This window comes from Nocardia wallacei (genome assembly GCF_029869545.1).
GTDB classification, from domain to species: Bacteria; Actinomycetota; Actinomycetes; order Mycobacteriales; family Mycobacteriaceae; genus Nocardia; species Nocardia wallacei_A.
In genome coordinates, this window is sequence record NZ_JARWQD010000116.1 from 59,497 (window position 1) to 81,136 (window position 21,640).

A 21,640-nucleotide genomic window follows, 5' to 3' on the forward strand; every position below is an offset into this window, starting at 1 on the left:
CCCCGGCGGAGCTCCGTCGCTACGCGCGGTCGTCGACGAAGTGCGCAATGACGGCGGCATCGCCGTCACGGGCATGCAGTTCGAGACCGGCGGGCACGCCGTGGTTTTCAGCAAGAACGACGCAGGCCGCGTCGTCATGCACGAACAGGTCGGCAATCAGGTCCACGAACGACACGGCGACATCGTGGAAACCTGGACGGTGGACCCCGAGGGACGGCGCATAGCCGCGACCCATCGGATCGAACTGCAGGACAACGCAATCGAGGCCTGGCTGCAACGGCTCGAACCACACGTCGACAGGGTCGGGCTCATCCGATTCCACGAGACCGAACCCGGGCTGCCGATGCGCCCGGAGGTTCACCTACAGCCCGACGGCTCCCAAGCACGGCCTGGAATCGACGCACCCGAACAAATGGGAAGCCGCGCCGGCGTCTTGGAGCGCGAGGCGCCCGCCGACGGTAAGCCACTACTCGACCTGGACTTCGCGCCCTTCGAGGCCCAGTTCAGAAACATCGCAGACCACACCTTGCCGGGCCCCGACGCACCGGGCCCGATGCCCATGACGGCTGCTGAGCACGTCGGACGTTCCAGGCAGGCGCCTATCCATCCACTCGAACCGGACGCCACATCGGCACGAGCCACACCCTCGGTCGCCGAGACCGCTGCCCTACCGGGTTCCGCCCGATCACAGTCAACCCGGCCCCCCTCCTACGCGGCGCCAGACTCGAATAGAACCAGCACGCAAACGCACGCGGACAATTCCCACGGATCCACAGCGTCGCACGTAACATCGACCGCCCGCGAAGCGCACCCGAACACCACGCCTTCGGGTCCACCGCACGACGGGCAGCCAGCACCCGTGCCGCGCACCACGCCAGAGGCGAGCACACCCCCCGGAGACCGGGGGTTGCCTCGAACGACGACTCCCTCTGCCATCGGAACGGCTGCCGCACATACGAATTCGACAGCAACCGACTCGGTAGTGTTGCCGGAGCCGCCGGACACCGACGGGTTCCGTGTTCGTCCTCCGGAGTTTCCCCGCGTACGTCCGGAGGACCTTCCTGCCGACGCGATACCCCGCGTCCCGATCTCTGTCCCGGACCCGCATCGCGCGCCCGAGCACCCGAGGACCCAGGACGAACCGGAGGAGTTCCGAAACCCTCGCGGAACCGACATCGTGTTCCCTGGCGCCCCAAAGGTGCCGGACAGCCCGCCTCCCAGCGCCATACCGATTACACCCGCCCCTGAGAACCCGGTACTCCCGGCGGGAACGGATGTATCACCCTCGACGTACCGCCCACCGCTCGGAGCCGACCCGGAAGACTCCCGCAACAGGACGGACCGCACCCCGGGCCGTCCCGGGCCGATACCCGACACGGCGCCGCTCCCCCGCCACGAAGCATCACCCGACACCGGGCTGACCACATTCGAGAAAGCCCCGCAGGAGGCCCCGGCACAGGCCCGCTACCCCACCGCGCCCGAACCAAAATCTCCCGGCGCACCGCGGCCTCCGCTTCCGCCCCAGCTCCACCCTGACACCCTCGCATATACCTTCGACGACAACGGCATCCCCGTTGTCGACCGGATCCCCCAAACCGAACTGGCCACCCCGAAACAGAATCCGACACAACAAGACCCTGTCCTCCCGACGCCGACGATGCAGTCACCCAACTACGGAGGAGCCAACCGACGCGACAACCGAGGAGTGCCGCCTTCCCCTCCACCCTCGAACCGTCCAATCGTCCAAGAGGACCTCGAACCCTGCCGGCGCGACGAGAAGGCACTCGAGCTCGGCACTCGTGCGCAGCGACGGGGCAAGAAGAAGCAGCTGAACCAGGCACTGGTCAACCTCCGTCAAGCGTTCGCCGATTGGCCCGTGGAGCACCATCTCGGTGCCGCCGAAGCAGTGACAACTAGATTGCTGCGCACGGCAAGCAGCTGTGCTGCGACTCGGGTGCAGTATGCGGGGCAAGGGGCGTCACGGTGGATATCAGTCGAGGTCGTCGATAGGAGCCGTGCCGTACCACAGCGCGACGAACCGGACGAACGTACGGGGCAGGTCACCCGAACCGAAGCAGGGCAGATCACGGACCTGATCGAAAAGACTCCCCTGGCATCGTGGGACTGCAGGATGTACGGCGACGGCCGCCGAAGTCGGCGGCTCTGGTACTTCGCATCCGCTCAGGCGCAAAACCCCACCACGGTGGAATCACCTCCACTGTTCCGAATCACCCTGCAGGAGCGGGAGATCGAGCGTCTCGGTGAGCTGAAGAACGCCATCGCCGACAAGCTCCGACGCACTGCGCGACTCAGCGAGGACGAGGTTTGGAGTGTACGGACAGCCGTATCGGAGTTGGCTACCAATGCCTGCAAATACGCAGGCGGCGTCGATATAGCAGGGTGGCTGTTAAACGACAGGCTGGTAGTGGACTTCGAAGACAGCAGCGCCGAACTTCCGACATGGAATCTGAAGAAACCCAAGGTCAGCAGTGAGGAAGACCTACTTGCCCTGTTCACCCTCGACGACCTGGAGGCCGAACGATCCGACCCGAACAGCCTGGGTGACCGTGCCGAGGGAAACCACGGCCGCGGCGCACGGATAGTCCTCGAGGACGCCGAATGGCTCGGCATTCTGAAACGAGACCCAGGAAAAGTGATCAGGGTCGTATACAGAGTCTCACCTCCCACCACGGGACCGGCCACCGCCGCCGACGGCCACCCCAGCTCCGATCCGGATCCCTCGCCATCGATTCCGAATGCTGCGTCGGATCGATCGGCGCCCACCCGCCCAGGCTTCGACGGGCCATTCGGAATACCCGAGAATCCCTTCGACGAGCACGGCAACCCGCTGAATCGGCGACTCTCGCCTGCTAATCGGCGCGCATTGCTGACAAGCTATGCGCGCGTGGAGGCTTCCGGGGGCGGCTTTCCTCGCCGCAGGCGGAAACCTGACGAGACGTTGCCGAAGAGCGGTTTCCTGCAATGGGTTCGAAATAGAGCCAAACCTGTCGAAGACACCTCTGAAAAAGGGAAGGTCTCGGTCCGCGAACTGCACGTGGTCAACAAGCCATTCGTTACGCTGTTGTTCGGAGACGCGAAGCTACCGGGCGGCGATGCCTTCAGTCAGATCGGCTCCAGCGCCGCGTCGACCGCGATACCACTCATTCTGCTGAACGCGGGAGAATCACCCACAGCCGCGGCTATGGCAGGTGCAGCCCTATGGATTCCAAGGTCCTTCGAGCTGTTCGCCGGCTACGTTGCCGACTTCTGGGACCAGAAGAAAGTTATGGTTTCTGCGCTGGGGGGCGGCGGAGCGGCCGCAGCCACCGCCACCGGCCTGATCATCTTCGACGCGCCAGATCTTGCAGTCGGTCTGACGGCGGCGGCCTTGGTCGAGGCCACCGCAGCCACCTTCTATACCCGGACCTTCTATACAGCAGCCAGGAAGCTCCTCACCAGCGCTGAGCAAGACGCTGGAAATGGATTGTTGACCAGCACCCGGTCTGCGGCTCAGGTGACTGGCAACTCGCTGGCAGGCCTAGCCAGCGCCGTACCCGCGGCGCCTGCAGGCCTGAACACTCTTTCTTTTCTCGGGCAACTTGCGAATGTGCGAAGATTTCCTTTTCCTGCCCGAAGTCATCCGAATTCGACCAGCCAATCCAGCAAAATCGATCGTAAACCCCTCAAGGCAATTCATGAAGGCTGGCGAGCACTGCGGCAGAATCAATTCCTCAGCGAACATACCGTCGCCGCTACGATAACCAACGCCGCCTGGGCCATGATGACGTTTCGCACCACCACCGTTCTGGCTGATGCCGACATGTCCGTCTGGGCCGATGGTGCCGTGCTCGCCGCACCCGCAGTTGGCGGGGTACTCGGCGGCTTATTGATGCCGAAGCTAATCGATCGGATTCCGATCCCGATTCCGATAAGCGGTCTATTCGCTGCCGGACTCACCAGTATCGCGGGGAGTCACGCGATCCAGGCGGCAACCGCCGACCCTTCCTTAATAGCAGCCACATCCTTTGTGGAAATGATGGTGACGGCCGGTGTAAATACTCGGGCCGCGACGTATCAGCAGCAAACCGTGCCCGAGGAACTTCAAGGTCGCGTGGGATCGGTAAGAGGACTGTTCTTGGGAACCGGGCCCACTGTCGGCCTCCTGGCCGGCGGCGCCGTGGCAGGTACGCACGGTGGCGACGCTGTTGCCGCGCTAGCAGCGACCGTAGCGGCGGTCACAGCGGCCGGTTACGGCGCTCTCCATCTTGTCAGAAAGGGCCGCGTCTCTCTCCGCATCATCAAGCGAGGCCGTGGGTGGTTTGGACGATCTGAGCGCGAACCCGCACCCGTTCAGGCTTGTTCACTACCAGCGACGCCTTCAGCTGCTCGGCAAACCCGTCAGCCCGCCGGAATCCCTGCAGCACGACTCCCCAGCCTGCTCGACGACTTCGACCCCGACCCGGATGTCTTCGACCTTCCCCTCCCTCGCCGCAAATCCCCTCGCCCTGCCGCCGGCGGACCGGGCTATGCCGGACTCGGCGATATGGCCCCGGGGATCGGCGGCGCCACTTGGTTCAGGGAGAATCCGGCGGCAAGCTCAGCGGACCCGATCCCACCATCGCCCGAACGCCACCCTGTGGCCGAGGTCGAGTTGCGCTCCCTGGTCATCGACGCCGATGCGGACCGGGCTGCGATAGCAAACCAGGCCTCCGGTCTGGTCCACAGCCTGGTGGACCGCGACGACAGCTCGTTACATCAGAGCTGGTCACCCGAACTCCTCGGCATCGCAGAGCTGATGGCAGACGAACTGGGCAGCGCCGTGACGAACAACTCTCACGCTGAGGGTGTGCTGGTGTTGACCGCCTTGACGACCGGTGATGGCGCTGCGCTCGCGTTCGATATGCGTGTGTACGGCACCAACGTCGCGCGGTTGAACCTGGTCGCGGACTACGCCGATCGATACGATCTCGAGCCCGTCGCCGACGGCTACACCGTGCGGGCGGTGCTCGCGGACGACCGCCGCGGCGCTGCGGAACTGGTTGCCGCACTGGCCTCGAGGGACACCCGGGTATTCGAGCAGTACGGTCGGGCTGTCGGCGAATCGACAGCAGGCCGCATGCCCCAGTATCTGCGAGCCCATGGTGAAAGCCTGCTGGCCTTCCTCTCGGGATTGCCCTCCGATGTCGAGCTCACCAATTCCGAGATCGAGCCCGCGCGTATCCGCTTGACTGTCACGGCCGCCGGCCTGCCGCCGGCAGATATACACCAGGCCGATCCCACCGAGCCTGAAATTGATGACCTAAGTGCCGCTGCGGCCGAATCAGTGGAACTGACGCTGCCCACAACGGATCCCGCTGCGGACAGCCGCATCGGGATCGCGATCGATGAGATAGTGCCTGGGTGGCCGGTCACTGCGCGCGTCGCGGCGACCGACGCGGTGCACGCCGCACTGAGCCATATGCTCGGGCGTTCAGTCAGTTCGGACATAACAGTCCGTGTCGATAGCCACGAGGGTCTGCGGGTGACCGTCGCCCACGATGGAATTCCCGGACCATCACCCGAACTGACGCAAACCCTCGAACTCCGAACAAGTGCGTGGCAAGTGTTGTCCTGGCCGGAACAGCTACACGGAGGGCCCGCGCACCAACGTGTCGTGCTCGACTTCCACCTGTTCGACGATTCGGTCAGCGTTCCCACCCGCGAACCCGCGGGGCAAGCTCACGACGATCAACTCCCGATTTCCGAAGCCTTCGGCGTGACCCCGCTCCCGAAATCCGTTACAGCACTCACCAACAGGGTCCGTAACCTTCTCGGCCAGCACGGCCTTGCGCCTGGTGACGTAGGGATCGCCATGCAAATTGCGAAGGAGCTGTCGCCCGAGGTCATGAGTCCTGCCGCGAGGTGTGAGGTGCGATTGTCGCGGGCCGGTTTGGTGACGCTTGACTTCACGGAGGGAGATGAGGCTACCGAGCGCCAATGGGGGGCAGTGTTTCGGCCTACAGGTCAGGACACGGCCTCGGTCGAGGTCGACGCCGACCCGGTTGCCGCTGATGCTTGGCGTAGGGCTCATCGTGAGATGTTGCGCAGCGGGTGGTCGACAGCTCGTCATGTCGATGCCGCCAGAGCCGTGGTGCTATCACAAGTATCGGAGTTCCAACGCTGGGCAGGCGAGCCTGCTTGGGCGATGGCGGTTCGGGTATCCGGCAGGCCGCAGCACCGAGGTCTGCACATCACGGCGACCGATCCGCGCCACCAAAACACCGTCTCGCTCGTCGAACTGTTCGAGCAATATGGCGATCCTGGGCCGAACTGCACAGCCACCGAGCATTTCTACGACAATCGGTGGTTGGCCCGCTGGCATTGGGAGCGCGGCACGGGATCGCCCTGGGCAGATCCCCTGTTCGATGGAACCGAGATCTTCCCGCCTCTGGCGGGTCGCCCGTCGGCCTCGCGGCGCGGCTCCCAACGCTTGGCGGACCCCGCGCGGCGATCCGGCGAGCAACGAGCAGAACTGCTACTTGCTGCAGGCCTGCACAAGCGAGGAAGGAACCGCCAGGCCGCCACTCTGGTCGAACGCATATTCAGCACGGCCCCTGATCACCTCGGCCCACAGAAGACCCGGCGCAATGCAGAACGCCTGATCCTGCAACTACTGGAAAGCCTCCTGCGCCCCGTGGCATCTTCCGCTGAGCGAACCTCGACAGCTGCCGAAGCCCGATCGGACAGGGATGTGCTGCTGACCGGCGCCATCGCCATGGGACCGGAAGGACTGGAGCTCCGTGTCATAGCTGCTGTTCACAGGTCGTCGAGTTCCGCAGGTATGACGCACGAATGGCAGGTACAGGACCTGGTCGGTCCGGGCCGGGCGAGTAGAGCGGGCACCGAGTCGTGGGGCGGGTTCACCACCACCTGGATCGCGGTACCGCTGCGCACAGGACGAGACATCGAGGGAGGGCAAGGAACTGGTAAAGAAGCCAGCGCCCGTGCCGGTGCCGGCGGAACGTCCAACCCAGCCAGGGTGATCGAGACGATCGACGCATTGCTCGGTGAACTCCCGCCGGACAACGGCAACCGTCGCACAGCCACACCGGAGCCTTCCCAACTTGGCGGTGCCTTCCCCGAGGCCGGCGCACTGTCGACCAATAGCACCGCATCCTCAACACTCACACCGTGGGGGGACCGTCGATCCGATCAACCGGCCCGAGGCCTGCGGACACCGTGGAGCGCCGATCGCGCAATACCACCTGTCGGCGAACCCCCTGATATCTCAGACGCTCTCGACATTCCGCTTCCCCGACGCAAATCCAACCGGCCGGGCATCGGCGGACCGGGCTTCGCCGGACTCGGCGACATGTCGCCAGGAGTAGGCGGCGCCACCTGGTTCAGAGAAAATCCCGACCCAGGAAAGACGAACCGTGACGTCAATTCGGCAATCGCGCTTCTACCTGATCCACCACTGACCCAACAGGACAGGAAATGCGCGGCGAGTGCGGTCGCAAAATTGCGCAATCAATTCGGGGCAAACGCAATACCGCAGTCACTTGTCGACCGCATTCCACCCGCCAACGCAGTGGTCGCTGCAAGAAACCGTGTTCAACAAAACGCACAATGGTGGTTCTCGTTGGCCGATGACGAGCAGATGGGAATGATCGCCGTATACCCCGCGCTGATCGGCAACACCGACGGCATCCCCTACGCCGACCGCGACAACGCGAACCGCAGATCGATATCACGACAACTCGCGAACCTCGAAAATATCGCACAGCACCGCAAGCTCAACGCCGAGGAAAGGGCGCACCGTCTCAACCTCGCGACCGCTAGGAATCATCTCACCGAGATACAACGTCGTGTGCAGAAGTTCGGCTCACCACCAGTCCAACTCCTCTCTTATGACGCCCAGAAGTACAACGGCCAAGGCCGTATCGCCGTCTCGATCGGTGACGCCGACAGGGCAGCTAACGTAACCCGCCACGTCGGCGGCTTCGGAACCACGCTGCGGAAGCTGCTGCACCGATACAACTTCGCAGAAGCCCAGTACGAAGTGACATCCCGATACGCACCCGACGAGATCGTGGCTGCCGTCATCGACATCGGCTACGAACACCCGACCAAACTGGTCATGGGCACCTCGCCGATCCTACCCTTCGACCCCGCCTACCACAGGTTCGCCGAGGTCGGCGGCTATGTGGTGGCGCGAGACATCGCGTCCTACAACGCCACTCGCACAGCGCTCGCCGAGTATCAGGAAACTTCACTGCCGCGACTGCATACGCTTCTCGGCCACAGCTACGGTACGACGACCATCTGCTACGCCGGACAGCATGGCAGGTTGGCTCGCGAGATCGACCAGGTGGTCCTTACTGCCTCGCCCGGAGCAGGGCCGATCACCCACGCAGCCGAGTTCGGAATCGGCACCGAGAACGTCTATGTCCTGACGGCAACCCACGATCCCATCGCCTGGCTCGGGGCCGAGACCCCCGACCGGCGTGGCCGATTCCTCAACCGTGGCCTGGGCGTCGACCCCGCCAACGAGGCATGGGGAGCGGTTCGTGTCACGACGGAATCACCCGATACGCCTGAGCTCCGCAATCCGCTGCGCGCCCATACTGCCTACGACTCTTTCGCGGACCGCGAGAACCTCATCCCGACCGAGTCGCTGAACAACATTGGCCTGATCACGGCAGGCCGCGGTGCCGAAGCCACTCGTGCCGAACATCGGACGACGCACACACGTCGCCGAAACCCTGGGCAGCTCTCTGATCCAGACCAGCGGCGACGCGTTCGTATTCGTGCGCTTTCCAGTACCTTCCCGCCGGAAGCAGCAACCGAAATCGAGCAAATCATCTCCGAACTGAGCGCCGTTCGTGATGCCAACGGCAACCGACCCTTTGCCTATCTCGACGCTATGCCCCTCCCCACGTCCCATGAGCCGTTCGGGGCGGACTGGGCCAGTAATCGCCACGACTGGTTTCGTACGATTCTCACTGGCAACTTCGCCGAGCTGCGAAATATAGAGTTGACCGACAAGGACATTTTCGAGCTGAAACGAATTCTTCGACGCGCCCCTATTTATCTTACGATCGCACTTGCTGTCACAGCCGGGCTCAAATCAGAACAGCTGGTGGGTATTTCCGATTCCGGTCCACTGTTTTTCAAGCAGGAGAAGCGAATACAAGGCGACAAGACGATCACCGTGTGGAAGTTCCGGTCCATGGCGCTGGATGAGCCGGAACAGCCGAGCAGCCGAGATATAGCCAACAGGGTCAGTCCGATGCGACGCTTTGTACGTGCTACCTCGCTCGACGAGTTGCCCCAACTTCTGTCGATCGCAACTGGGACCATGTCGTACCTACAAGGCAGGCCGATGCTGGACGGCGACCGCGCCCGGATGCGGGAAGTGCTCACACCGGCGGAATACGACCTTTGGGACCAGCATCTCAAAAACGATCTGTGGTCAGCGCTGCACTTCCCCGGGTGCCGCTCTCTCGACCCCGAATCAACGGCGTATCTCCGTACTAGGTACCTTGCCGCGCGCCTCTACTCGCTGATCGGGAGCCGATCAGTCGACAACTACGTCCTAGGCGTCGTCGATCGATACCTGCTCGGCATGGTTAGCGCCGAAGGTCGCGTCCTGGCACGGGCGCTCGCAGCCAGCCTCCGCGACCGCATAGCGCCGAACCTCGGGGCGAGACCTGGCCTGTCCGACGGAGGCGACTCCGCCGCAAAAGGCACCGTGATGGAGACAGACCCAGACACATTTGGGCCCGCAGAGGCCAACACTTCATTGCAGCCTGTACGGTCCGGTGGTACGGCTTCCGGTCGAACTCCGTGGAGTCAAGGCCAAGGCCACATCGACCGTTCTATGCCGTCCCTGGACTTGCTCGATGCGCTCAACCCTGCCGCGGACGTCTTCGACTCTCCCCTCCCTCGACCCAAATACACCCGCCCGGGTGCGGGCGGACCGGGATACGCCGGCCTCGGTGAAATGTCGCCGGGCGTAGGCGGTGCCACCTGGTTCAGGGAGAATCCCGTGCGGCCGCAGTCCGGAACTGTCATCCACCCCGCGGCGAACGATGGAACACCCGAGGTCTGGCTGACGGGCACCTACCAGGGCCAGCCGATCATGTTCCGTTCCTCGGATGTCTGGAGCAGACCCCTGACCGACGCCGATGGCATCCGGAATGGAGTTACCTTCTGCCGTGAATCCGAGAACCGGGATATCCAGTGGGCGGCCCAAGAAAGCAGGCTGGCCGATACCGAAATCTTTCCGGTACGACTCTACTCCTCTAGTACCGAAGTGTCGTCACCGGATGATGCTTTGTGGGCAGCAAACGTCCGCAAGTCAGGACGACTGCCCAACTTCTTCTTTCTCCACGGAACAGAAGACGGGGATTATTTCATAGTGAACATAAATCGCGGAACGAAGACCGAGGAGGATTGGGTCGAAGTTGAATTGAGTGGACGCGAATGCGGTCGAATGCTCGAGGCGAACAAGGATTCCAAACGTGCTCTACGAAGGGACCCAGCGGCCGATCACGTGCTCGCTGCCTGTCATACCGGCGACCGAGCTGCCCTGCTGACGGCCGACTATCTCCACTCTACAGGCAACGTAACGGGAATAATTTACGCCGCTCTCGGTGAAGTATTTACGGAGCACCCTGACGACCGCGTAGACACCGGATTGTATGTGGTGGGCGACATCAGCCGCGGCGATTTGTTCAAGGCTTACCACCCACCAATTCTCGACCCATCACCGTCCTCGACCATCGCCAACTGCGCCATTGATGTGGCCCGCGCATTCCAAGCGTTGAACGACGGCGCCCAACCCGATCCGGACGATACTGACTCGAGATGGGACGCGGACGACAACTGGCGGATGCTCGAAACCACCATCGGTGCTCAGCTTCGGCCAATAAAAATCAAGGGCGCCGGCGACATCGCCACAATAGCCGAAGAAATACGCGCCAAAAAAGACGCTGCCGACACCGCGGTCCTCGTTCTGGACGACGGTAAAAATGCACACGGTCTCCTCCTCACAAACGTCGAGGATAATGTCTTCGTATTCGATGCGCACCGCCTGCGCAACTTTGATGGCGACGACCAAGGAAACAAATGGCAACGTCCGGACCGAACCATAAAAAAGGCCTTCATCGCCCGCTTCGCAACCAGGAACGGCAGTCTCATCCCTGTGGATAAATCAAAACCCAAGCTACTTCACTCGAAGCATCCGCACAAAATACAGGGAACATCAACTGAATAAGTGCAACTCACCCAGTTTGCAACGCCAGCGCCCTCGACCAGGACCGCTTCGCCACCGAGCAGCGGCCTGATGCGCCGTTCCGCAAAGGCAGGAGGTGACCGTAGAAGGAAGCGGCTTGCGTAAGAGTGCCGCGACCGTCACCGTCCGCACGCTCTCCGCTCGCGGGACCTCGTCCATGATGAGGGCAAGTATGGTCAAAAGGCTCTCGCTGCAGCACTGACCGGCCACAGGAAGATGGTGAAGTCAGCGGCATGAGATCCGGTCTAAACGATCGCGCCGGACAAACCGGGCTTCGACGGAACGTTTCAGACAGAGTTCCGAAGATCACAGTGTAGATGCCGGAGTTGTTCGATAGACGACGGAATGAGTGTCGGCGAAGAAGCTCCGGCGCACTGTGATCGAAATCATAAGAGATGATACAGGGCCCGCTCCTCGTCGCGACCCCTCAGCCCGGCGTTGTTTCGTAGTGCACAGGCGCGAGCCGGGCGGCCAGGTGGAACAGCAACAGCGTTCCTACCCCGGCGCCGACTGCGGCAATTGGCAGCAAGCCCGGCCCGACGGTGCCGACTATTACGCCACCGACCACACCGCCGACCGCGACACCGATATAGGTTCCGGAAGTATTGAGCGCCAGCGCCTGGGTCGCGGTCTCACCGGCGAGCAGGTGCAGGCGGGCCTGGGTAGCGGGCGAGTTCCAGAACGCTGCGCCGCACCACAGCATCACGAGCGGATACAGCACCGCGACGGGCACCGGGCGGAGGACCCACATGCCGGCGAATGCCAGCATCGTGACGACGAACACGAGAACTCCGGTGGCCAGGGCCCGGTCCGGACCCCACCGGTCGACGGCGTGCCCGCCTGCCCAGATACCGGCCATTCCGGCAACACCGGACACCGCAAATACCACCCCGCGCACACCGATGGTGGCAGCGGATACCTCATCGACGAAAGAAGACAGATAGGTCAGAAGCATCATCGAGCCGAACATGAGCACGATATTGGCGGCCAGACCAACCGATACGCGCGGCGAGGCAAGAACACGCATCTGAGCCGAGACCGGCTGCACCGCACCGAGTTCCGCGCGGCTGGGCAGCTGCGTCAGGAACCCGAGCAGGACCAGCGCACCGCCGACCGCCATAGCTCCGAACGTCGCACGCCAACCACCGATTGCGCTCAACCACGTGCCGAGCGGCACACCCACGGCAATGGAGCCGGTGACTCCGAACGTCACGATTGCGAGGTACCGGCCCAGCCTCTCCGGCGGCGACAGTCGTGCAGCCAGTGCGAAAATCGATGGCGTAGCGGCTGCTGCGGCGAGCGCGGCCAGCACCCGCGCACAGATCAACACGGAGAATGAGGGCGTGACGGCCGCGACGAGATTGGCACCGGCGAATACACCTGTGGCGGCGGCGAGGACACTCCGCGGCTGTCGTCTCGACAGCACGATAGCGGCCACCGGCGCCGCCACCGCCACCGTCAGCGAAAACACGGTCACCAGCTGTCCGGCCACACCGACCCCCACGTCGAGATCGCCGGCGATCTCCGGTAGCACGCCAGCGATCACGTAGTCATCGGTGTAGAAGACCAATGCCGCCAATGCCAATACGATCAACCACCCAGGCACGATTCCCTCTCCGACCGCGTTTTGCGGCCCGATCTAGATGTCAACTCCGGCGCTCCGGCGCGAATGAATAACCACGACAATCCTTTTCGCCGATTTCATCGACCGCAGGTTCGGAGTGTCCGGGGGGTTCCGAAGCTTTCCGATGAGTACGCCGACGCAGGGCGGTGTAGCGGACGCGGGCCGCGGTAAGTTCGTCGAGGGCCCGCCGATACAGGCCAGCATCGAGCGACGACACCCGTCTGTAGCGGACAGCACGCCGGTATTCCCACCACGCGCGGGCGACCGCATCGACAGCGGGCCCGACGTCGGCCTGCGCAGCGGCATGATTGATAACGTCGATAAGCCGATCGCGTACCAGATCGTTGACATCGAATATGCCGAGCCGCCAGAGTAGATCCCCGCCCTCGTCGCCCTGTTCGGTGACAACGGCTGAGGCATTCATCCAATCCTCGATCGTGGCCAGCAGAAACCCTGCTCGCAGTATCTGGGTCGCCGGATGCGCCGCGGGGACATCACCCGCCATGGCAACCATCAGTTCGCGGCTGCTGGGCAGAGGCGGCTCCGCGGCCCAGTACACACAGCCGTGATCGAGTGCATCGACGTTCATAGACGGCTCCAAGTTGAGACCGCGTCACCCGACGCATCAACGGCAGCCGCGCTCACCAATACCAAATCCGGGACGGTGTAGCCGACGGTCGACACCGGCGGGTGGCAGCGCACGGCCAGGCCGCGCCTACTGACGATTCCCATCGTTCCTGGACGGCGGCCTCGTAAACACGGTCGCGCGCTGTGTCGAACCTCCCGGCAGGCATAGCCATCCCTGCCGGTCAGGTGCCGAGCGCGTGGTGCGATCTGAAGCATCAGTCCTCATGACCAGTAGTCTGCGTAACACCAGAGCCTATGTCAATCAACATAGCGAATGTTGCCTTGCAGTCGAGCTTGTTCTATGTTGAACAACATAATAAGTGTTAACCCGCACATCGCGAGATGAGGGGAGCCGGCATGACAGCGAGACGAAGCCCAAGCCCCTGCCCGGCTCGGCAGAACCGCAAAATTGTGTCCCCGCCCGGAACACCGCTGGGTTCGGGCGCCACGCCACGCGAGCTGCCGATACGAGATAGCCTGCGCAACCAGCGATCCTACGATGCCCCGCAGCTGGCGATACCGGTGCGGTTGAACACCAACGAGAGTCCGTTTCCCCCGGCGCCGGCATTGATCCACGACATCGCCGAGTCGATCCGGGAAGTCGCAGCCGATCTGCACCGCTACCCCGACCGAGAGGCCGTAGCGCTGCGTAACGATCTCGCGACCTACCTGACACAGCGCACCGGATTGGCCGTGCATACCTCCAACGTGTGGGCCGCCAACGGCTCCAATGAGGTGCTGCAGCACATACTTCACGTCTTCGGCGGGCCCGGACGTCGCGTGCTGAGCTTCGCGCCCTCCTATTCGATGTACCGAATCATCGCCGAAGGACTCGGTTCCGAATGGATGGAAATCCAACGCGCAGAGGACTTTTCACTCGACATGGATCACGCCGTGGCAATGATTGCCGAACATCACCCAGGCGTCGTCATCGTCACCAATCCACACAGCCCGACTGGACACAGACTCGGAACCCTCGAACTCGAACGCATTCTGCACGCGGCACCGGGAATCGTCGTGATAGACGAAGCGTACGGGGAATACTCCACCACACCGAGTGCCATCGGTTTGATCAACCGGTTTCCCATGCGAGTTATCGTGACCAGGACGCTCAGCAAGGCCTTCGGCTTCGCCGGCGGAAGACTCGGCTACCTGGTCGCCGCGCCCCCGGTGATCGACGCAATGCGGTTGGCGCGCTTGCCGTATCACCTATCTACGATCACCCAGTCCGCCGCGCGCGCTGCACTGCGACACGCAGATCAATCCCTCACCCTCGTCTCGATAGTCACCGCAGAGCGAAGCCAGGTCTCGAAAACATTGCGTCAGCTCGATTTCGAGGTATTCGACAGCCACGCGAATTTCCTGCTCTTCGGCCGTTTCGCCGACGCGCCGCGTGCCTGGCGACGCTACCTCGACCACGGAGTACTGATTCGGGACGTCGGAACACCGCATCATCTGCGCGTTACGATCGGCACGCCGGAAGACAACGCCCGCTTCCTCGAGGTGAGTGAAACTCTCAGGGCGGCAGGAGTCTGACTCCTGCACGTTGTTCCGCGTGAGTACCTTGTCGGTTGCCAACGCGGCAGTCGTTCGCCCCCGGAGCAGAGCGATGCGGGGGCGAGCCGACTTCCTACTGCATAGCGGGCATCGCTCAGGAGCCCAGGCCAGACGATCCAGTGCTGGGCCCGGTCGGCAGTCGGCCGCTCTCCACCTTGTTCCAGATACCACAACCGGTGGTCGAGAAGCTCGCTGCGTTGTCCAAGATGCCGACTTGCTTTTGACCCCTGTAGCCTTCCCCGCCGCCGGAGAACAGGACGTTACCCTCAGCGTCATAGGCCGCATACGAGCATTCGGGCGTCGCTGCGTTGGTCCGGTACTGACCCGGCATTATATCGGCGGGGATGGCGTAGACACCGTCATGATCCATCACCGTGGCGGCCGATGCGATCGCGACTGAACCCATAAAGACGAACATTACAGCGGCGGTTGCGATACCGAGCCCTGTGGTCCGGGTGGACAGCTTCATAGTGCAGGTGATCCTTCGTGAAATAAGCGGTAGAGAATTAGCCGTTGACGCCAATCCCTCCCCAGTGCGCCACGTTGACGAGCCGGAACCGTGTCTCAGTGGTTTGTCTCTGGGTACAGGGGTCGAGCGCAGCGGCGATCGATCGCCGGGCGCCCGGTAAGTCGTTCGACCAGGGCGGGACCTCGAAGGTCCCGCCCCGCCCCAACGTCACGCGCCGCCCGGCACCTTGTCGAGGAAACCGAACACCCGTGCTATCCGGCCGTCCTCGATGACGGCTACGTCGAACCCGATAACGAGCGGATCGGCGCCCCTCTCGCCGAGATGCCAGGTGAAGCGAGCGATGTCGTGATGAGCATCCACCTCGCCGCCGAGACTGAATTCCAGTCCGGGGAACTGACTTTGGACGCCAGCGATTCCTGCATCGATGCCCGCCCGGCCGCGCAACGAGGACATGGGGTCGATGTACTCGGCGTCCTCGCTGAACACCTCGGCAACCAGCGCCGACCGAGCGGCAGGCTCGGTCTCGTTCCATGCCGCGATGTAGCCCTCGACCAGCTTGTTCGCGCTGTTCATAACTGCCTCTCCATTCGTATCAGCTGTGGCCTGACGCAACATGACACGTCAGCGTTCACGGCCGTAGTCTGCGGGAATCCAGGTCCTATGTCAATGAACATAGAGTATGTCGTATAGCACCCGCCGAGTCGCCACTCATCGACCCAATGGAGGCGTTCGACCCGGCAGCCATCCGAATCGACACGGGTGTTGCACCCCGCTCCAAGTGACTCTATGATCCGAAACCAGCTGTACCGGAACTAGTAGTTCCATAATATAGAAGGACTCGAAATGATCAGATGGGGCGGTTACCTCCTCACCTTCCTGGGAGCCGGGCATACGGTTGCGGGCTTGATCCTGACGGCGCCGCGCGAGGGCGACGCATGGTTCAACGGCCAGCTTTGGCAGCTCGACGAAGGTGTCACACCCATGAGTCAGCCCATGGCAACGTTCTGGCTGACAACCGGCAGCTTCGGAATACCGCTCGTCATGATCGGCCTGCTCGTCGTGTGGCTGGACCGACGAGACATCGTGCCACCGCTCTTCCTCGCCTGGATGCTCGGAATCTGGTCGCTGGTATGCGGCGTGATCATGGAGCCCGCCCCCTGGCCGCTCGCCTGGATCGCGGTTGGCCTGCTCGTAGCCGGTGCGCATCGAGCGGCGGCAGCGGACCAGCCGCGAGGGGTCGTGGCCGGGGACCGCCGTGAACTCCGCTTGGACGCGTAGCCACGCTGGCGGATCCGTTTCGACGACACTGCCGGAGAAGCATGTAATGACTATTCCGCCGAAATCGCAACCGCCCACCGGCCGGCTGCGTGCCGTGTGGAGGGCTATCCACGATCCGGCGCAGGGCGTTCCTCGATGGGCTCGGATTGCCGCATTTGCCGTCCCGTTCACCGTGCTGCCATCCAGTCTCTGGCGCATCGGCGTGGCGTTCCTCGATGACGAGGCGTCGACGAAGAAGGGAGATCTCCCGTCCTGGTTACCGAGCGAGGTGTACGTGATCGTCCTCTCGGTGCTGTCGGAACTGCTGGCATTCACCGCAGTTGGACTGGTTACCACCTGGGGAGAGTGGTTCCCACGCTGGTTTCCGCGACTGCATGGCAGGAAGGTGCCGACGTGGGCGACGGCTGCTCCGGCAGCATTGGGTGCCGGGTTGCTGACAGTCTTGTGGACCGCCGCACTCATCGCCGAGCTCACGGACCGCACACTGCAAGGTGACCCCATTCCTGCGGACTTCCCCTCGCAGGCCGGCGGCTGGGAGGCGGGACTCTATTACCTCTGCTACGCCCCGCTGTTACTGTGGGGGCCTCTACTCGCTGCCGTGACCTTCGCCTATATCCGGCGCCGCCAACGGTCGACCCCCCAGCCATGACCCGACCAGACGACGAACCAGCGGGATCTCGTGCTGTCTACGCTGTTGGCGGTTGCTACGAGACACGGCTCGTCCTCCGCCAGGGTGATAGTGCTGACCATTGGATCACCGACCAGGCGCTCGATGCGAGCGGCGGGCGGTTCCTCCGGGCCTCGTATCTGACACGGCCGCCGCCGTCGAACTACCTTCGTACAGCGGGGATTACGTCGCGAGCGCGGCATCCGGCACCCGGCAGCGGCGGACGTAGTAGCTGTAGGTCACCGCGAGCGCGATCGGTCCCCACAGTCCGATCGGCGTCCCACACAGCGTGGCCAGCAGCACCGCCGTCTCGGTCCAGATGGTGCTCGACTGGGTCGGCGTCGTCGACAGGTCAGCACGTCCACCGAGTGGCCCACTGCCGGCGGGGCCCGCAGTTCACCGAGTCGAAAGTCGGCGTCCGGCAACAGCTTTCGGGCGCACTCCAGCATTTCGGCCGACTTTCGACGCCGACGACGCGATGCCCGCACTCGGCCAGTACCTCCGCGACCCGGCCGCGTCGAGCGCCGTGCCCGGGCAGGTTTCCCGCAGTCTTCGCCCAAGGTCTCGGCCCAGATCCCGTACCCCTCAACGGTGTCCGCATACGCGACATCGACGCCCAGACCGAGGGTCTCGTCATCGAGCAACCAGCGGATCGCGGCGATGCGTGTCGCGATGAATTCCCGCCCGCTGGCTACACGAGTGAATCTCGGCGGGGTTTGCTGATGGATGTTGGCGGACCCGGCGTGTCGGCGGGATCGATACTGACGAATCTCGGCGTGGTGCTGCGGCCTGTGGGTTGACGATGGCGGGCACGGTCCCGAGGAGCGTGCCCATGACGGAGCTGTCGAAGGTGGAGCTGTTTGCTGCGATCCGTCGTGATCTTCGGGCGGGGGTGCCGAAGATGGTGATCGAGCGCAGGTATCACGTGGGGCATAGGACGGGCGAGCGGGCGATCGCGTCGGCGTGGCCGCCTCCGCGTATGTCGGCTACGACACCGTCCGCGCCTACATCCGTGACCGCAAACCGGAGATCCGGGTGCAGGCCGACCGCGCGCCATCGCAGGTGTTCATCGCGCAGTCGCCCCGGCCGGGTGCCGAGGCGGAGGTCGATTTCGGGGAGATCGTGGTGCGCCGCCGCGCCGAGCAGGAGACATGGTTTCTGTGCTCGATGCGGAGGTCGTTCTCGGGCAAGGCTGTTCACCGCGCGTCGAGCTCCGGCGGACAGGAGGCGTTCTTCGAAGGACACGCGCACGCGTTCGCGGTGATCGGCGGGGTGCCCGGCCGCATCCGCTACGACAACCTCAAGGCCGCGGTCGCCAGTGTGCTCGGATTCGACCGGCAACGGGTCGAGACCGCGCGGTGGGCGGCGTTTCGGTCGGCATACGACATCGACGCATCCTATTGCCGACCCGGCGTCGAGGGCGCGCACGAGAAAGGCGGCGTGGAAGGCGATATCGGGTTCTTCCGCCGCAACCGGTCGGTGCCCGTCCCGGAGGTTGGGTCGATCGGTGAGCTGAACGCGATGATCGACGCCTTCGATATCGCCGACGACAACCGTCGCATCGGCACCCGCGCGGTCCGTCGGCGAGCACGTCGCCGCCGAAAGACCGCTGCTGAAACCGCTTCCGGACGAGCCGGTGGAGACCGGGCACTGGTTCACCCCGCGCGTGGACGCTACGCCCAGATCACCGTGCGCAGCAATAAATACTCGATCCCGGTGCGGTTGGTCGGCCGTCAGGTGCGGGTCCTGCTGGCCGCCTCCGAGCTGGTCGTCTACGACGGCCGCACCGAGATCGCCCGCCACGAACGCGCCGCCGGACGCGGCCGCACCTGCCTGGAACTCGACCACTACCTCGAGGGACTGCTACGCAAACCCGGCGCGCTGCCCGGCTCAACCGTGCTCGAACAAGCAAGAGCCGCAGGGAAATTCACACCCGTCCACGACGCCTGGTGGGCGGCCAGCCGCAAAGCCCACGGCGATGCGGCCGACACGAAGGCATTGATCGAAGTGCTGTTGCTGCACCGGCACATGCGCCACGAACACGTCGTCGCCGGGCTCGTCGCCGCCCTGGCCGCCGGAGCACTCACACCGGACGCGGTCGCGCTCGAGGCCCGCAAAACAGCTGATGCCGACCGCACCGGCAGTGTCGGCGCCGAGCCTCCGGGCGACGCCCCGGAGGTCGCGTCGCTGACCGCGCGGAGGCTTCGGCAACTGCCGCCGGACACCCGCCCGGTGCCGACCGTCGACGCCTACGACCAACTGCCGCACCACACCCGCACGACCGGACAGACAGGAGGACCACCGTGACCACCACACCACGCCGCCACGGCCTGACCGAGCAGGCCGCCGAGGCTGCCATCGACACCGCCTGCCGGATGCTGCGACTGCCCGGCCAGTTCGAAGAAGTCTCCGACCGCGCCTCCCGCGAACAGATGACCTACCGCGGGTTCCTCGCCGAGTTGCTGATGGCCGAGTGCGACGACCGCGCCCGCTGCCGCTCCGAGCGCCGCATCGAAGCCGCGGGGTTCCCCGCGAAAGTCGTTGCGCGCCTTCGACTTCGACATCAACCCGAACGTCGACCCCGCCACGATCCACACCCTCGCCAAATGCGAATGGGTCCGCAAAGGGTTGCCGCTGTGTCCGATCGGCGACTCCGGCACGGGCAAAAGCCCACACCAAATCCGCCAAGGCCCAGCCCGCCACCAAACCCCACTGACATGACCAGCCCCGACGATACCGGCAACCTCGGCCTCGAACTCGCCGAACTGCTCCTGCTCATCCAAGACTGGCTCAGCACCCGCCTCAGCTTCGACCAGTTCATGCCCGCCGACGCCTACACCGCCGACCACCTCCGAATCGACCTACTCCGCTTCGCCGTGCTACTCGGCGCCGACATCCAGTAGCCCCACCGGACCCCGCCAGAATTCACCCGGAAACCCCCCGCCAAAATTCGTCAGGAAAGCCACGCCCGCGCTCCCGCGAAGGCGCGCAACAACGCGACGCCCTCGAGTTCCAGCGCATGCGCCAACGGCTGTTCGTAGACCATGGCCGCGACGCTGATGGGGCGGGACGTTCTCGGCCACCGAATTTGCGCGGGAATTACCAGCAACAACGCAGTGTTGGGTCGACGTGTGAAAGCAATCCTCGCCGACGTCTACGGCGATCCCGACGTGCTGGTATCCGGTGACCTTCCGACGCCCAAGGTAGCCCCGGACATGTGTTGATCCGGGTGACAGCGGCCGGCGTCAATCCGGTGGACTGGAAGGTGCTCGCCGGATATCTGGGATCCGATGATGTATGTACAGTTTCCGCTGATTCCGGGCTGGGACGTCGCAGGCGTCATCGAACAGCTCGGCGAGGACGTGCCCGAGTACCAAGTCGGTGACGAGGTCATAGGCTACGTCCGGCGCGACGAGGTGCAGCATGGCACCTATGCCGAACTGGTCGCCGCGCCGGTACGCACACTCGCCCGCAAGCCGGCCGCGCTGGACTGGCAGCAGGCCGCCGGGCTGCCGTTGGCGGGCTTGACCGCGTATCAGGCGCTCGAGCGGATCGGCCTGTCCTCCGGCGAAACTGTGCTGGTGCATGCCGCGGCCGGTGGTGTCGTGTCGCTCGGCGTGCAGATCGCGGTGGCGCGCGGCGCCCGCGTGATCGGCACTGCCAGCGGGCGTAATCACGACTTCCTGCGCTCCCTCGGCGCCGAACCGGTCACCTACGGCGACGGCCTGGCCGACCGGGTCCGTGCGCTGGCGCCCGAAGGTATCGTCGCCGCAGTCGATTTCGCCGGTAGCGGAGTGATCGACATATCCCAGGAACTCCTGCGGGACCGTACTCGAATCGCCTCCATCGCCGATGGAACAGTACGCGACAAGGGCGGCCACCTCGTCTGGGTCCGCCCCTCCTCCCCCGATCTCACCGCGCTCGCCGACCTGGCCGACGCGGACAAGCTCACCGTCCCGATTGACACCGTGCTCCCCCTGGCCCAGGCCGCGGCGGCGTTGGAGCTCAGCAAGAAAGGCCACGCGCGGGGCAAATTGTCCTCGAGGTGAGCTGACCGCCGCCTCACGACACCAGGCGGGACAGCTCGATCAGGCCAACGCGAGTATCGACGCGGTGAAGTGGGCGTACCAGGCCCGATAG

The 21,640-nt window shown here is 64.1% G+C and carries 12 protein-coding genes and 1 pseudogene; 8 read left to right on the forward strand and 5 right to left on the reverse strand.

All coding sequences use genetic code 11. The features are described 5' to 3' along the window. Positions 1–19: 19 nt before the first annotated feature. Complete coding sequence (locus QH290_RS08885; protein ID WP_280382509.1) at positions 20–322, reverse strand: hypothetical protein; 303 nt, start codon at positions 320–322, stop codon at positions 20–22. 1,335 nt (positions 323–1,657) lie between these two features. Between QH290_RS08885 and QH290_RS08890 the strand changes: the two genes are divergently transcribed. Beyond that, entirely contained in the window at positions 1,658–11,260 is a 9,603-nt protein-coding gene (locus QH290_RS08890; protein ID WP_280382510.1) for an MFS transporter, read from the forward strand. 445 nt (positions 11,261–11,705) lie between these two features. Here the strand turns inward: QH290_RS08890 and QH290_RS08895 are convergent, their stop codons facing one another. After that, positions 11,706–12,872 (reverse strand): MFS transporter, encoded by a 1,167-nt coding sequence (locus QH290_RS08895; RefSeq protein ID WP_280382511.1) that lies wholly within the window; start codon positions 12,870–12,872, stop codon positions 11,706–11,708. Between the two features lie 52 nt (positions 12,873–12,924). Beyond that, positions 12,925–13,491 (reverse strand): hypothetical protein, encoded by a 567-nt coding sequence (locus QH290_RS08900; protein ID WP_280382512.1) that lies wholly within the window; start codon positions 13,489–13,491, stop codon positions 12,925–12,927. A gap of 395 nt (positions 13,492–13,886) precedes the next feature. Between QH290_RS08900 and QH290_RS08905 the strand changes: the two genes are divergently transcribed. Continuing rightward, positions 13,887–15,065, forward strand: coding sequence for a histidinol-phosphate transaminase (locus QH290_RS08905; protein ID WP_280382513.1), 1,179 nt, complete (start codon positions 13,887–13,889; stop codon positions 15,063–15,065). Between the two features lie 115 nt (positions 15,066–15,180). Here the strand turns inward: QH290_RS08905 and QH290_RS08910 are convergent, their stop codons facing one another. After that, entirely contained in the window at positions 15,181–15,555 is a 375-nt protein-coding gene (locus QH290_RS08910; protein WP_280382514.1) for an Rv1352/Rv1906c domain-containing protein, read from the reverse strand. Positions 15,556–15,762: 207 nt separating this feature from the next. Continuing rightward, a complete protein-coding gene (locus tag QH290_RS08915; RefSeq protein ID WP_280382515.1) occupies positions 15,763–16,128 on the reverse strand; it encodes a nuclear transport factor 2 family protein in 366 nt (121 codons plus the stop codon). Between the two features lie 270 nt (positions 16,129–16,398). Between QH290_RS08915 and QH290_RS08920 the strand changes: the two genes are divergently transcribed. The 6 genes and pseudogenes from QH290_RS08920 (at position 16,399) to QH290_RS08945 (ending at position 21,549) form a co-directional block, all read left to right on the forward strand. Further along, the gene (locus QH290_RS08920; protein WP_280382516.1) at positions 16,399–16,833 is read left to right on the forward strand and encodes a DUF6463 family protein; all 435 of its coding nucleotides are present in this window, start codon (positions 16,399–16,401) and stop codon (positions 16,831–16,833) included. 46 nt (positions 16,834–16,879) lie between these two features. Next, complete coding sequence (locus QH290_RS08925) at positions 16,880–17,482, forward strand: hypothetical protein (RefSeq protein ID WP_280382517.1); 603 nt, start codon at positions 16,880–16,882, stop codon at positions 17,480–17,482. Between the two features lie 981 nt (positions 17,483–18,463). Next, positions 18,464–19,807, forward strand: coding sequence for a Mu transposase domain-containing protein (locus QH290_RS08930; RefSeq protein ID WP_280382518.1), 1,344 nt, complete (start codon positions 18,464–18,466; stop codon positions 19,805–19,807). Further along, positions 19,804–20,170: pseudogene (locus tag QH290_RS08935) on the forward strand (ATP-binding protein); the annotation flags it as partial. The gene QH290_RS08930 and the pseudogene QH290_RS08935, both read left to right, overlap by 4 nt. 47 nt (positions 20,171–20,217) lie before the next feature. Continuing rightward, a complete protein-coding gene (locus tag QH290_RS08940) occupies positions 20,218–20,403 on the forward strand; it encodes a hypothetical protein (RefSeq protein ID WP_280382519.1) in 186 nt (61 codons plus the stop codon). 345 nt (positions 20,404–20,748) lie between these two features. Then, the gene (locus QH290_RS08945; RefSeq protein ID WP_280382560.1) at positions 20,749–21,549 is read left to right on the forward strand and encodes an NADP-dependent oxidoreductase; all 801 of its coding nucleotides are present in this window, start codon (positions 20,749–20,751) and stop codon (positions 21,547–21,549) included. The last annotated feature ends 91 nt before the right edge of the window (positions 21,550–21,640 follow it).

Excerpts from the sequence above, each read along its gene's own strand:
- QH290_RS08925 (WP_280382517.1), top strand. The coding sequence starts at position 16,880 with ATGACTATTCCGCCGAAATCGCAACCGCCCACCGGCCGGCTGCGTGCC.
- QH290_RS08910 (WP_280382514.1), bottom strand. The coding sequence starts at position 15,555 with ATGAAGCTGTCCACCCGGACCACAGGGCTCGGTATCGCAACCGCCGCT.
- QH290_RS08890 (WP_280382510.1), top strand. The coding sequence starts at position 1,658 with ATGCAGTCACCCAACTACGGAGGAGCCAACCGACGCGACAACCGAGGA.
- QH290_RS08900 (WP_280382512.1), bottom strand. The coding sequence starts at position 13,491 with ATGAACGTCGATGCACTCGATCACGGCTGTGTGTACTGGGCCGCGGAG.
- QH290_RS08940 (WP_280382519.1), top strand. The coding sequence starts at position 20,218 with ATGACCAGCCCCGACGATACCGGCAACCTCGGCCTCGAACTCGCCGAA.
- QH290_RS08915 (WP_280382515.1), bottom strand. The coding sequence starts at position 16,128 with ATGAACAGCGCGAACAAGCTGGTCGAGGGCTACATCGCGGCATGGAAC.
- QH290_RS08905 (WP_280382513.1), top strand. The coding sequence starts at position 13,887 with ATGACAGCGAGACGAAGCCCAAGCCCCTGCCCGGCTCGGCAGAACCGC.
- QH290_RS08920 (WP_280382516.1), top strand. The coding sequence starts at position 16,399 with ATGATCAGATGGGGCGGTTACCTCCTCACCTTCCTGGGAGCCGGGCAT.